The organism is Nocardia tenerifensis NBRC 101015 (assembly GCF_000308715.1).
GTDB lineage: Bacteria > Actinomycetota > Actinomycetes > Mycobacteriales > Mycobacteriaceae > Nocardia > Nocardia tenerifensis.
In genome coordinates, this window is record NZ_BAGH01000613.1 from 69,096 (window position 1) to 82,188 (window position 13,093).

A 13,093-nucleotide genomic window follows, 5' to 3' on the forward strand; every position below is an offset into this window, starting at 1 on the left:
GGTTCCAGCCGAAGGCGTATCAGGTCGGTGGCGCGATCTTGGTGATCGAGACGGCGCCGGGACGCGTTGTGACGGTGACGAATTGGCGGTAGGTGCGCACGGCGGCGTCGGGGCGCACCTCGGTGATGACCACGTCGAAGCGGCCGTCGGCCATGGGGGTGATCATCACGCAGTGCTGGGTGCCCGCGGGGACGGTCCGGATGCCCGCGCCGATCACCTCGACCGCGGGCACGAGGGCTTCCGGCGTGGTCACCGCGCGCGCGTCGGCGCCCGAACGCGTCACGTAGTAGGCGTACTGGAACGCGAGAACGACGTCCGGGCCCGAGGCGGTCGACCCGGTTCCGTTGCCGCGCACCAACTGTTCGCTGCGGGTCGGCTGACAGGTCGGTCCGCCGCCGAGCACGGGATCGGTGTAGGCCGCGGACTGGCCCGGGGTGCTGGCCGAGGCCGTGTACACCATGACCACCGCCGCCGCGGCCATCGAACCGGCCACCGCCACCGAGCCGACCACCCACGGCCTGCTCCTGCGCGGCGCGTGCCAGCGCTGTGTTCGCGGAATCATGCCCGGCCACAACGGAACCGCCGCCGTGTGCCGCCCGCGATGCGCGGCGGAACTCCCCCCGGAAACGTTGGTCGACGACATGTTCCGCCGCACCCCCTTTACCGGTGCCAACTCAGCGCCGCGGAGCACCCCTCAATGCCGTTGCGCAGTAACAACATTGCACACCTTCGGCGGGTGTCGTGCAGGAATGAATCACAGACCGGACTGCCGGTTTTCCGCGCGTGCGAGCTACTGTCCGGTAGGCGTGCGCCAGCTACCGCGCCGGAGGCCGCGTACGCTTCGCACAGCCCTCACTTTCGCACCCTGACCACCCGATCGCACCGCTACGCTGCCCACGGGGCGCAGGGTCGGCAATTATCGAGTAATCACTCGAGGAGGCGGTATGCAGATCGCGGTATGCGGGCCGCGCGAGTGCGGCGACGTCGAGGCGGGGTGGGCGTGGGAGGTGGGTCGGCTGCTGGCCGAAGCCGGGGCGACCGTGCTGTGCGGAGGGGGCGGCGGCGTCATGGCCGCGGTGGCGGCGGGGGCGTCGGCCGCGGGCGGGCTCGTGATCGGGGTGCGGCCCGACAGTGATCGCGGTGCGGTGTGCGCCGGATTGTCCGCGGTGGTGTTCACCGATATGGGCGAGGCGCGCAACGCGATTCTGATCGCCTCGGCCGACGCGGTGATCGTCGTCGGTGGGTCGTGGGGAACGCTGTCGGAACTGGCGTTGGCGCGGCGGCGGGGCGTACCGGTGATCTCGCTGGGCGGATGGCGGGTACTCGATGCCGACGGAAATCCAGTCGGGGGAACAACACTCGCTGCCGATCCGGCCGAGGCGGTCGCTCTCGCGGTTCGCGAGGCTGCCACCTGAGCGGTCACCCGCGCTCAGCACAACTGTTAATTGATCTGCGACATATGCGGGCGTCACGATGCGGGCACCGCCGGTTGCGTCGAGCCGAGTAGGCCGATCCACCGCCGTGCCGGGCGCGCAGATCCATCCGCGCGCCGTCCTCGGGCATGGTCGCGCCCTCGGCTCTTCCGTCCAGCGCGAGCAGCAAGTGCGCGACGGACTGCAGCAGCACGGCGTCGCGCACACGCTCGACATCGATGCCGTCCTCGACGCACGGCGGCAACGGCGGTGGCAACGGCAGCAACAGCGGGCACCGGCAACCGAGGCAACCGAGGCAACCGAGGCAACCGAGGCAACCGAGGCAACGATCATCTCGCGCGCGACGCGGTATCGGTTGTCATCGTCCGTGTTCGGCCGATCCGTCTTTGCGACGGCCGACCACGCGGGTGAACGTGATATGCGGGGCTGAGGTGTCGACTGCAAGCCTTGCGACGGCCGACGAGGCATCCGCGCCGACGGCCTCAACCGCAAGCCCCCTTGACCACGGACGCTCGCCGGTTGCTCCCCGAACTCGAATCTCCCCCATCTCGAACGGTTTCGATTGCGGGCTCCTCCGGACCCCTTGCCCGCCAAAACTTTCCGATCACGCAATCTTGCGCGCCACGCAAGTTTGATTACGGTGACATTCATGGCATTCGTACTCGGACTGCGCGAACGCAAAAAGCTTGCGACACGGGAGGCGCTGGCGTTCGCGGCGCTGCGCTTGGCGGTCGAGCGTGGCGTGGACGAGGTGCTGGTCGAGGACATCGCCGCGGCGGCGGGGGTGTCGCCGCGCACGTTCAACAACTACTTCGCCAGCAAGTACGAGGCCATCTGCTCGGTGGCGGTCGATCGGGCTCGCCGGATCGCCGACAACCTGCGGGCACGGCCGGACAGCGAAACCCTGTGGCCCGCGGTAATTCACGCCGCACTCGACGAGTTCCGCGACGCCGAGCTGCCCGACCCCGCGTGGACGGCCGGCGTGCGGCTGATCACCGGCGTGCCCGCGCTGCAGGGCGAATATCACAGGGCACAGGCCGTCATGCAGGCGGCGCTCGCCGACGCCATCGCCGGACGCACCGGCCGCGACCTGGCGACCGACATGTTCCCGCGCATCATGGCGGGGGCCGTCGCGGCGGCGCTGCAGGTCGCCCTCGATCGATGGGTGGACGCCGACCCGCCCGTCTCCGTGCTGCCGGTGATCCGAGAGGCATTGCGGCAGCTGACCTTTCTCCCAGGAGTGTTTCCCATGGACGTCCCGACCCAGCACACCCTCGCCGTCCCCGGCGCCGGCCTCTACTACGAGATCCGCGGCAACGGCCCGCTGCTGCTGTTGATCACCGGCGGCAACGGCGACGCCGGCGCGTTCGACGGGCTCGCCGAGCGCCTCGCCGACCGCTACACCGTCGTCGCCTACGATCGGCGCGGCTTCACCCGTAGCCCGCTCGACGGAGCACCGCACGATCGCATCGTCACCGACGGCGCCGACGCCGCGGCCCTGATCACCCATCTCGGCGACGAGCCCGCCTACGTGCTCGGCAGCAGCTCCGGCGCGATCGTCGCGCTCGAATTGCTCGGCGCACACCCCGAATTGGTGCGCACGGCCGTCGCGCACGAACCGCCGATGGCCACGCTGCTGCCCGACGCCGCGACCTGGCTGGAGTTCTTCGACGGCATCTACCGCACGAGCCGGACCGAGGGCAACTTGGCCGCCATGGCCGCCTTCACCGCGAAGATCGGGATGCGACGGCCCGACCGGCAGAACATCGAGCTGCCGCCCGAGAGCGCGCCGATGATCGCGCGCATCCAGCAGAACCTCGAATTCTGGATGGAACACGAACTGCGCCAATACCCCCGCTACACACCGGACATCGAGGCGCTACGGCGCTGCGCCGACAAGCTCGTGCTCGCCATCGGACACGACTCCAAAGACACCTTCCCCGCCCAGCCCAACACCGTGCTCGCCGAACACCTCGGCCTCGAGGTCGTCGAATTCCCCGGTGATCACGTCGGTTACGTCACCGAGGCCGACACGTTCGCGGCGCAACTGGACCAACTGCTGCGCGCGTAACGGAGGCTCGCACAGGGCGTGCGCGGTGCGGAAAACCTCAGTACGACCGGTGGGGTAACGGCACGTCGATCGGGTGGTTGCCGCTACTGTCCGCCGCCCCGATCGTCCATAGCGTCGAAAACATGGATATGGCAATGGATTCGACCGGCGGCGACCTCTCGGGAATCGCGGGCTGGGCGGTCGATGTAATGGAGCGGCTCGGCGGACTCGGCGCGGGCATCGCCATCGGGTTGGAGAATCTCTTTCCGCCGCTGCCCAGCGAGGTGATCCTGCCGCTGGCGGGATTCACCGCGAGCCGGGGTAGATTCGGCCTGCTCGAGGTGCTGTTCTGGACGACTCTGGGCTCGGTGATCGGGGCGCTGGCGCTGTATGGACTGGGGGCCGCCTTCGGACGGGAGCGGCTGCGCCTCATCGTGGATCGGATGCCGCTGGTTCGGGTGTCCGACCTCGACCGAGCCGAGGCGTGGTTCGCCCGCCACGGCACGAAGGCGGTGTTCTTCGGCCGGATGGTCCCGCTGTTTCGCAGCTTGATCTCGGTGCCCGCGGGGGTCGAGCGGATGAATCTGGTGCGCTTCACCGCCCTGACCACAGCGGGCAGCCTGCTGTGGAACTCGATTTTCGTGCTCGCCGGATACTTCCTGGGCGAGAACTGGCCGGTGGTCGAGACCTATGCCGGAGTGTTGCAGAAGGTAGTGATCCTCGCGGTCGTGGTCGGCGGCGTGTGGTTCCTGGTGAGCCGCGTGCGGACGCTGCGCGCTCAGCGGCGCGCGACAATCAGGAAATGAAAGGTTCACCCGACACCGGCGCGCGGCGCGTGCGCCAGGCCGCGTTCGTCCTCGGCGGCCTGGCGCTCGGGGTCGCGACCGTGCCGATCGATCTCGTCACGGTACTGGGCAGCGCGGTGTCGGCACGGTCCGCGCGCGCCGCGATCACGGTGGAGCGGCGCCGGCTGGCCCTGTTCGGTGTGCAGTTGCGCGGTACGCCGGATGGCCACCGCGCGGTCGGCTATCTGGTGACCCGCGCCTTGCTCGGAATGCTGACCGGTCTGATCGGGCTGCTGCTCGGTGCGGGCATCGTGATCGCGGTCAGCTTGGTGATCGGCGCGGCGACCGGCGCGGCCGTGCCGATCTTCGACGCGAACGAGCCGGGACAGGTGACCTGGATGACCGTCGCGGTCCTCGTGCTGCCCGGCGTGGCCTTGTTCTACCTGGCTGTGCAGGGACTGGCCGGGATGGTCGGCACCGAGACCCGCGTGTGGAACGCGTTCGCGCGCCCCAGTTCCGGTGCGCTGGCGCAGCGGGTGGACCAGCTCACCGCGACGCGCGCCGACATCATCGACGCCATCGATGAGGAACGCCGCCGCATCGAACGCGATCTGCACGATGGTGTACAGCAGCGCGTCATCGCGCTGTCGATCCTGCTGGCTCGCGGCGAACGCGAATCCGACCGGCAGCGACAGGCCGACCTGCGGCGGCGCGCGCTCGCCGAGACCCGGCACATTCTCGCCGATCTTCGCGAGGTGTCGTGGAAGATCTACCCCGCCATGCTGGCCCGGGACGGCCTGCGCAGTGCCCTGGAGGCACTGGCTGATCGGACGCCGCTGCCGACCGTCCTCGACTATCGACTCGCGCGGCGCCCGCCCCGCCCGGTGGAATCGGCGTGCTACTTCACCGCGAGCGAGGCGATCACCAACGCGATCAAGCACGCGGGGGCCCGGCGTATCGACCTCACCGTCGCCGGGGCCGACTCGCTGCTGATCATGACCGTGCGCGACGATGGATGCGGTGGCGCCGATCCGGCCGGTCTCGGACTCGCCGGAATCGCATCGCGTATCACCGCGCTCGACGGGGTCGTCGCCATCGACAGTCCCCCGGGTGGACCGACGACCATCCGAGTGGAGGTGCCGTGCGCATAACCCTGGCCGAGGACTCGGCACTGTTGCGGGAGAGCATGGCCCAGCTGCTCATCGCCGAAGGCCATGAGATCGTCGACTCCGTGGGTACGGCGACGGAACTGCTTGCCGCTGTGACGGTTCGGCCGCCCGAGCTCGTCATCGCCGATGTGCGGATGCCGCCGGACCACGTGGACGAGGGCATCCGCGCGGCCCTGGAGATCCGGGAACGCTGGCCTGCGATCGGCGTGCTGGTGCTGTCGCAGTACGTCGAGCGCCGATACGCCACCGAATTCCTCACCGGCACAGGTGGTATCGGGTACCTGCTGAAGGATCGGGTGTCGGCGATAGACACCTTTCTCGACGCGATCGACCGGGTCGGCTCCGGCGGAACGGCATTCGATCCCGAGGTCGTGCGTCAGTTGCTCCTGCACAGTCGCGCCGACTCGCCGCTGAGCAGACTCACCGAACGCGAGCGCGACGTCCTGACCCGAATGGCCTTGGGGCACAGCAACGCCGCCATCTGCGCCGAGCTGTTCATCACCCGGAGCGCGGTCGAGAAACACATCAACGCGATCTTCACCAAGCTCGACCTGCGGGCCGACACCGCGCACAATCGGCGGGTGCTCGCCATTCTGGAGTATCTGCGCACGGACGCCGCCGACTGAACCGCGTTCGGTGCTGCCGTGAACACCCGATCGGGACCGATTCGTGGCGACCGCGCGGCTCACCCGCATCGGTCAGCGGCCGCCGTTCGATGACCGCCCGCGACATCCGGTTCCGCGTCAGCGCGGCAACGGAGTTCGCGACCGCGCTGACAGCAGTTGCGGGTTACTCCTGGGCGTCGGCGCGGGAAAGGTTCCAGCTGTACCAGGTGTCGGGGTCGAGGTGGGCGCGGACGCGGTCGCGGACTTGGGTGCGGAGGGGTTCGGGGAGGCGGTCGGTGGCCGGGAGGACGTCGGTGGAGAGGGTGGCCACGTAATCGGTGTCGAAAATCTTGCCGTCCCGCATGCGGTCGATGTTCTGGTCGGCGATGAGGCGTTCCGGATTCAGCAGGGCCAGGGCGACCAGGGTGGTCATGGCGGTGCCGAGCATGGCGCGCGGCAGCCAGATCCGGCGCAGGGTGAGCACGGCGGCGATCACCAGCAGGTAGACCAGGCCGAGCCAGAGTTCACAGACCTCGACCAGCAGACGCAGCACGGTGAAGCCGTAGGCCTGCTGGTAGGTCCACATGCGGCCGAGCGCGGAGGCGACGATGATCATCGTCAACCCGCTCACCGCGCACAGCAGCACGCGCAGCCACAGTCGATCGGCCGCCGAATCCGTTGCGGCCCAACGCAGGACGATCAGGATCACCGCGAGGGTCAAGATGGTGACCACCGACAACTGCCAGAATCCGCTGCGGGCGTACTCGGCGTAGGTGAGACCCGCCGTGCGCTGCACATAGTCGTCGCCGCCGAACAGCGCCACGAACTGCGCCCCGACGAACACCGCGAACAGCACGGTCAGCGCGCCGACCGGCAGCGCCCACTCCCACCGGCGCAACGACCGGCCCTGCACTCCCCCGGTCGACTCCGTCGCGGGCGGCGGCGGGCCGGCCAGCAGGTACATCGCGCCGACCGCCGCGAGCCCGGCCACGATGAACACCACGATCCACCGGAACGTCACGTCGCCTTCGATGGTGGGCGTCACGGATTCGAGAAGTTTCGCGAACGTCGCGTCCGCGCCGCCGAGCAGCGGGACGAACACCGCGAGCAATACGACGGTGACCAGCACCGACAGCGCGATACCCCGCTCCCGCTGCGATCGACCGCCGCGCAGACGTCCGGCGCCCGCGTAGACCCACGGGATACCCGCGAAAGCCGCGAAGGGCCAAGCGATTACGTCGAACAAGAAGCCGTTGGCCGACCGTCGGCCCACCGCGGCCAAGGAGCCGGCCAGGCAGGCGGCGAGTACACACAGGGTGAACAGCCAGCCCGCGGCGCGGAAGGTGCCGACCGCGAACAGGGCGAGCATGATGCCGGTCCACCAGATGCGGGCCCCTTTTTCGCGGAGGTTCGCCGGGATTGCCGCAAGCGCATCGGGCTGTGGTTCTGCCTCGGCAGAACTCTTCGGCGGTTCGGTTTCGGCAGAACTCTTGGTTTCGCTGTCGGAGTGGGCGTTCGACCCCGAATCCTCCCCTCCGGGATTCGGGGTCGCCGCCTCCGCGTCCGCCGCCGGTGAGGTCGTCACCGACGTGGGTTCCGACGCGTCCGTGGAAGAGGTTGGTGAGGTCGTCGCCGATGCGGGGTCCGACGCGTCTGTGGCAGACGTCGGAGTCGCGGCGGGCGCGGCCGATACGGCGCCGGGCGAAGATTCGGGCTCGTCGACCGCGGACAAATCGTCAGCCGGGGCTGCGCCAGATGCGGGCGGTCGATCGCCCGGCGTGTCAGGCTTCGCGAGATCGTCCTCGCTCGCATCCGGCAGTACTCCCGTTCGCGAGATCCCTTTGCGGGCATTGCGATCGACGAGGAAGACCGCGCCGACGGCGACGGAACCGGTGAGCAGCCAGCCGATTCCAGGACGATCCAGCGGGAGCGCGGCCGCGGCGGCGACTCCCGTGAGGCAGGCGGCCGGAAGTGTGCCGGGTGGGCAAGGGACTCTGCGCCACCGCGGCATCGGTGGTGTCAGGTGCATCGGCTGGTATTGCTTCGGAGGTGGGCCCGGACTGACGGCTCGCTCGCTGTCCGGCAGTGTCGCTGTCGCAGAGGTCGCACCGCTGCCCATGGCAGCGATCGCCGCAACGCCCGTCGCGGGTTCGGGACTCGCGCCGCCTGCCGCAAGTCGGGAATCTGCACCAACTCCAACAGAGTCGGTCGACCCCTCGGATCTGCTCGGTTCCGGTCCATTCGATTCCGACGATGTAGGCATTTCGGGCATTCGTAACTCTCCTGAAGGTGTGCAAGGTCGCCCCTGGACCTCGATGCGGTCGGGGACGCCGGTGTGATGGGTCAGTGGCCGGGTAGGACCACGCGGATGCGGGAGCCGGGGTCGGCGACGGCGATGGTGCCGCCGTGCAGGTCGACGATCCAGCGGGAGATGGCGAGGCCGAGACCTGTTCCGCCGCCGGCGGTCCGGCCACCGCGGGTGAAGCGGTCGAAGACGCGGGCGCGTTCGGCGGGGGGAATGCCGGGACCGTCGTCGGCCACCTCGATCACCAATTTGCCTGCCTGCCTTCGCGCGGTGACCCGGACCTCGCCGCCGGCCGGACCGTGCCGGGCGGCGTTGTCGAGTAAGTTGAGCAGCACCTGGTGCAAACGTGCGCGGTCGGCGTAGACGCGCACGGTGCTCGGTTGCACATCGGTCGTGAACCGCACGCCGCGCCCCAGGGCCGCGGCGGCGACGTCCGCCTCGGCGACGACCTCCGCCAATAACGGTGCGACGTCGAGACTTTCGCGATCGAGCGGGAACGCGCCGGCCTCGATGCTGGACAGGTCGAGCAGCTCGGAGACGAGCAGGCTCAGCCGTTCGGTCTGCGCCAGCGCGGTGCGCAAGGTTCGCGGATCCGGTTCGGACACACCGTCCACCAGGTTCTCCAAGACCGCGTTGAGTGCGGTGATCGGCGTGCGCAGTTCGTGCGAGACATTGGCGATGAGGTCGCGGCGCTGCTGGTCGGCGGCGGCCAGATCCGCGGCCATCTGGTTGAACGCCTCGGCCAGCTGCCCGACCTCGTCTCGCGAACTCGCCCGCACCCGCCGCGTGTAGTCGCCGTGCGCCATCCGCTTGGCCGCCGCCGTCATCTCACGCAGTGGCCTGGTGATGCCGTGCGCGAGGAACTGCGAGGTCACCAGCGCGATGCCGACCGCGGCCATGGTGGTCTTCGGCGGCAACCATCCGATCTTGATCCGGAAGAACCCGAACGCGATGCCCCCGGCGCACAGCATGAGAATCGCCAGCTTCACCTTGATCGACCGCACGGGATCCAGCGGACGCGGCAGCACGTCGGCCACCCAGTCCGAGAACGCGCGCAGACGCTCGAGCGCGGATTTTTCGACGTCCGCCCGCCCGTCCTCCACGCCACGATCGTCGGAGGCCCGCTTCATCGAGCGTCCCGGGTCTTACGGGACGCCCGATCCGATGCGATGAGCGAGACTGTGCCAGCGCGGCGCATAGCGCCTCCAGGATCTTGCGGGGACACCCGCACTCGGTCGGCCCCGCCGCGCAGGGTTGCGCCAGCGTCGCTCATCGAGCCTTCAGTGACTTGCGGGACACCCCGCACTCGGTCGGCCCCGACGCGCAAGCCTGCGTCAGCATCACTCATCGAGCCTCCAGGGCATACCCGACACCGTGGACCGTGCGAATCAAATCGGCGCCGAGTTTTCGTCGCAGCGCTTTCACATGACTGTCGACGGCTCGCGTGCCCGCCGCATCGGCCCAGTCCCACACCTCTTCGAGCAGTCGCTCGCGGGCCAGCACCACGCGCGGGCGGCGAGCCAAACGGGTGAGGAGGTCGAATTCGAGTGGGGTGAGCTGGGCTTCGACGTCGGCGCGCCACACCCGGCGCTGGTCGACGTCGATGCGCAGGTCGCCGACGATGATGGTGTCGCCGTCGCGGTCGGCGGCGCGGTCCATGCGGCGCAGCAGCGCGTGCACGCGCGCGGTGAGGACACGCAGGGAGAACGGCTTGGTCAGGTAGTCGTCCGCGCCGACGCCCAAGCCGACGAGCTGGTCGGTCTCGTCGGTCCGCGCCGTGAGCATGAGGACGGGCACCGCGCGCTCCGATTGGATCCGCCGGCACACCTCGAGCCCGTCGAACCCCGGCAGCATCACATCGAGCACCACCAGATCGGGCGCGCACGCCGACACCGCGGCCACGGCGCCCGGCCCGTCGTGGGCCAGGTCCACGGTGAACCCCTCGGCTCGCAGCCGCGCCGCCACCGACTCCGCGATGGTCACCTCGTCGTCGACCACCAGAATCCGTCGCGCCAGCTGTCCCCCGGCCGCTCCGCTCTGTTCCATGCCCGGAACCCTAGCCACCGCCTGTGGAGAGGTCCGGCACCAAATGTGGAGATTCCGTGTCGGGGCGCCGCCGCGCACACCCCGGCCGGATCCGCGCACGGCGCGATCATCGAGCACGTGTCCATATCGAGCACGGCGCACTGTCGTTACAGCGGAACCGTTTTCGACCACGAGCGCGAACTCGGCCGAGCGCACTCGCGTTGACGCGAACTCCCGCGCCCAGCCACTGTTTCGGCGGCGTTCTGCCGGGTAGCCAGGCAGCACGCCGCACCGTGACGGCGCGACGCTCGCAGAAGGACCGGCGCGGTGAACGATTCGACCAACACCTCCGCAGACGACGGCACGGCCACCCAGGGCCACAGCCGGTGGGTCGGCCAGCCGCATGCCGAGGGCGAACCGGCGGTCATCTCCGCGGCCGAGGCGCACGCCGCCGAGATCAGCACCTCGCGACATCCGCTGGGCAAGCCGGGCAAGCGATTCGACCGCTGGTCCCCGTTCATGATCGGCATGGCCGGCGCCGCGGGCGTGATCGTCACCGTCGGCTTCGCGCGGCTGCTGCTCGACGCGCGCGACGCGCTGGTGCTGGTGGTGGCCGCGCTGTTCCTCGCGATCGGCATCGAACCGGTGGTCTCGTGGATGACCAGGCATCGGGTCCGGCGCGGCGTCGCGGTGGCGATCGTGTTCGTCTGCGTGCTGGCCGGGCTCGCCGGTTTCCTCGCCGCCGCGATCACCCCGCTGATCGATCAGGGCCGGGCGCTGATCGATCACGCACCCGACCAACTGCGGCACCTCGAGGACACCTACCCGATCGTGCGCACCACCTCGGCGCGACTGCATCTGGACGAGAAGCTCCGGGAGGGCATCGCCAACGACACCTCGTGGACGGGCGGCCTGCTCGGCGCGGGGAAGGTGGTGTTCGGCGCGATCACCAGCACGGTGATCGTCGCGGTGCTCACCGCCTATTTCTCCGCCAACTTTCCGACGCTGCGCGCCTACGTCTACCGCTTCTTCCCGCACGCGCGGCGCCCGCGCGCGATTCTGATCGGCGACGCGATCTTCGCGAAGGTCGGCGGCTATGTCCTCGGCAATCTGCTGATCTCGCTCATCACGGCCGTGCTCACGTTCATCTGGCTGCTCGCCTTCGATGTGCCCTTCGCGCTGGTGCTTTCGGTGCTCGTCGCGGTGCTGGATCTGATCCCGCTGGTCGGCTCGACGCTGGCCGGGGTGATCATCGCGGTGGTCGCGCTGACGGTGTCGTTGCCGGTCAGCCTCGCCACCGTCGGGTTCTTCATCGTCCTGCGACTGGTGGAGGACTATCTGCTGGCACCGAAGATCATGGGCCGCACGGTGCAGGTGCCCGCGGTGGTGACGGTCGTGGCCGTGCTGCTCGGCGGCGCGCTGCTCGGCATCATCGGCGCGCTGCTGGCCATTCCGGTCGCGGCGGCCGTGCTGTTGTTGATCGAAGAGATCCTGTTCCCGCGCCTGGACCGCATCACCGACGAAAGCGGCGACGGCGCAACGACTTCGACCTGATCCGGTTCATACGCACTCGACATCACCGGCGAACAGGGCGCTCCGGCGACAGGCCGTCGAACGCGGTCCCATACCATCGCGACCTGTGATCACCGTTGCCACGTGGAACGTGCTACACCGCATCCACGCCGAGAATTGGTACGAGGACGTCTCGAGCCGGTGGCCCGACGAGGCGGCGCGCATCGATGCGGTCACCGAGCGAGTGGCGGCGAGAACCGAGCAGGTCATCGCGCTGCAGGAGGTCAGCGGCGATCAGTTGATCAGTCTGCGGGCGGCATTGCCGGGCCGGACGGTGCACTCCATGCAGTATCCGCGCGTGCCGACCGCGCGCAGGCACGCCAGCGCGCTGCGCGACCCCAGTGAGCATCTGGTGCTCATCGTCGAGGGGGCGAGCCGCGAGATCGCCGGTGAGTCCTTCGCCGACGACGGGGGCAAGGGCGCGCTCGCGGTCAGTGTCGAAGGGGTGGTGGTCATCTCGACGCATGTGTCCGGGGACCGCAGGCGGACAAAGCAGTTGGCGAGGTTGGCCGAAGTAGCTTGCGCCACACCGGAATACCCGGCGGTGCTGCTCGGGGATTTCAATACCGATCGGGCGACGGTCGTGTCGAGCCTGGGCGAGCGATTCTCCGTCGCCGAGTTGAGCGAGAGTTCGCTCGCGACGAGGCCGCGCACCTCGGGGTCGAAGTCGCAGGTCATCGATCATGTCGTCGTGCGCGACGCGACGGTGCGCGAGGTGGTGGTCGAGGACTCGGGCGGGTTGTCCGATCACAACCTGGTGCGTGCCGCGATCGCCTTGTGACCCTGGCGAGTTCGTAGTTCATCGAGGACGGGCGCGCCGACCCGGTGATTCTGGTGTCTGCTCGGGCACGGTCTCGCCCGTTAGGGTTCACCGGGGTTCGAGTCGGCGCGGAGACCGGGGCGCGGCGAATTTTCAAGGCCGGGGTATCAGGAGGAGCCATGTCCCGCACGAGACTCGTGCGTTCGTCTGCCCGAATGGGCAGTGCGGCAGTGTTGTCGACGCTGATCGTCGCGCTCACCGGGTGTTCGTCCGGGACCGACCACCCGGCGGCGACCAGGACTCCGCTGCCGAGCGCCACCTCGACCGCGGCCGTCGCCCAGCCGACGCCGACGCGAACCGCCGCCGGGCAGCCGGCTCCGGCGCCCGCG

At 69.3% G+C, this 13,093-nt stretch carries 12 protein-coding genes and 1 pseudogene; 9 read left to right on the forward strand and 4 right to left on the reverse strand.

All coding sequences use genetic code 11. From position 1 onward, the window contains the following. Nucleotides 1-19: 19 nt before the first annotated feature. Nucleotides 20-562, reverse strand: a complete 543-nt coding sequence (locus tag ON39_RS44480; RefSeq protein WP_040743344.1) for a DUF8176 domain-containing protein — start codon at nt 560-562, stop codon at nt 20-22. A gap of 382 nt (nt 563-944) precedes the next feature. Here ON39_RS44480 and ON39_RS44485 point away from each other — a divergent pair, with 382 nt between their 5' ends. From ON39_RS44485 to ON39_RS44515, 6 genes are all read left to right on the forward strand, one after another. Further along, complete coding sequence (locus ON39_RS44485) at nt 945-1,415, forward strand: SLOG cluster 4 domain-containing protein (protein ID WP_040743292.1); 471 nt, start codon at nt 945-947, stop codon at nt 1,413-1,415. 106 nt (nt 1,416-1,521) lie between these two features. Further along, nucleotides 1,522-1,863 carry a hypothetical protein gene (locus ON39_RS44490; RefSeq protein WP_040743293.1) on the forward strand — a complete coding sequence of 114 codons (342 nt, stop codon included), beginning with the start codon at nt 1,522-1,524 and terminating at the stop codon, nt 1,861-1,863. 219 nt (nt 1,864-2,082) lie between these two features. After that, the gene (locus ON39_RS50325; RefSeq protein WP_211336224.1) at nt 2,083-3,504 is read left to right on the forward strand and encodes an alpha/beta fold hydrolase; all 1,422 of its coding nucleotides are present in this window, start codon (nt 2,083-2,085) and stop codon (nt 3,502-3,504) included. Between the two features lie 134 nt (nt 3,505-3,638). Continuing rightward, a complete protein-coding gene (locus tag ON39_RS44505; RefSeq protein ID WP_051187931.1) occupies nt 3,639-4,289 on the forward strand; it encodes a DedA family protein in 651 nt (216 codons plus the stop codon). Then, nucleotides 4,286-5,419, forward strand: a complete 1,134-nt coding sequence (locus ON39_RS51110; protein ID WP_040743295.1) for a sensor histidine kinase — start codon at nt 4,286-4,288, stop codon at nt 5,417-5,419. The genes ON39_RS44505 and ON39_RS51110 overlap by 4 nt, the downstream gene beginning before the upstream one ends. Beyond that, the gene (locus ON39_RS44515) at nt 5,410-6,063 is read left to right on the forward strand and encodes a response regulator transcription factor (RefSeq protein WP_040743296.1); all 654 of its coding nucleotides are present in this window, start codon (nt 5,410-5,412) and stop codon (nt 6,061-6,063) included. Before ON39_RS51110 ends, ON39_RS44515 begins: the two co-directional genes overlap by 10 nt. 163 nt (nt 6,064-6,226) lie before the next feature. Here ON39_RS44515 and ON39_RS44520 read toward each other — a convergent pair whose 3' ends face one another. From ON39_RS44520 to ON39_RS44530, 3 genes are all read right to left on the reverse strand, one after another. Continuing rightward, the gene (locus ON39_RS44520; protein ID WP_040743352.1) at nt 6,227-7,411 is read right to left on the reverse strand and encodes a DUF4153 domain-containing protein; all 1,185 of its coding nucleotides are present in this window, start codon (nt 7,409-7,411) and stop codon (nt 6,227-6,229) included. A gap of 974 nt (nt 7,412-8,385) precedes the next feature. Beyond that, nucleotides 8,386-9,318, reverse strand: a complete 933-nt coding sequence (locus ON39_RS44525; protein ID WP_373283802.1) for a HAMP domain-containing sensor histidine kinase — start codon at nt 9,316-9,318, stop codon at nt 8,386-8,388. 373 nt (nt 9,319-9,691) lie between these two features. Next, on the reverse strand, nt 9,692-10,393 hold the full coding sequence (locus ON39_RS44530) for a response regulator (RefSeq protein WP_083895103.1): 702 nt from the start codon (nt 10,391-10,393) through the stop codon (nt 9,692-9,694). 306 nt (nt 10,394-10,699) lie between these two features. On the opposite strand from ON39_RS44530, the gene ON39_RS44535 reads away from it, so the two are divergent. The 3 genes and pseudogenes from ON39_RS44535 to ON39_RS49525 form a co-directional block, all read left to right on the forward strand. Further along, entirely contained in the window at nt 10,700-11,926 is a 1,227-nt protein-coding gene (locus tag ON39_RS44535; protein ID WP_051187932.1) for an AI-2E family transporter, read from the forward strand. An 85-nt stretch (nt 11,927-12,011) separates the two neighbouring features. Next, entirely contained in the window at nt 12,012-12,725 is a 714-nt protein-coding gene (locus ON39_RS44540; RefSeq protein WP_040743297.1) for an endonuclease/exonuclease/phosphatase family protein, read from the forward strand. A 158-nt stretch (nt 12,726-12,883) separates the two neighbouring features. Continuing rightward, a pseudogene (locus tag ON39_RS49525) lies at nt 12,884-13,093 on the forward strand (hypothetical protein); the annotation flags it as partial.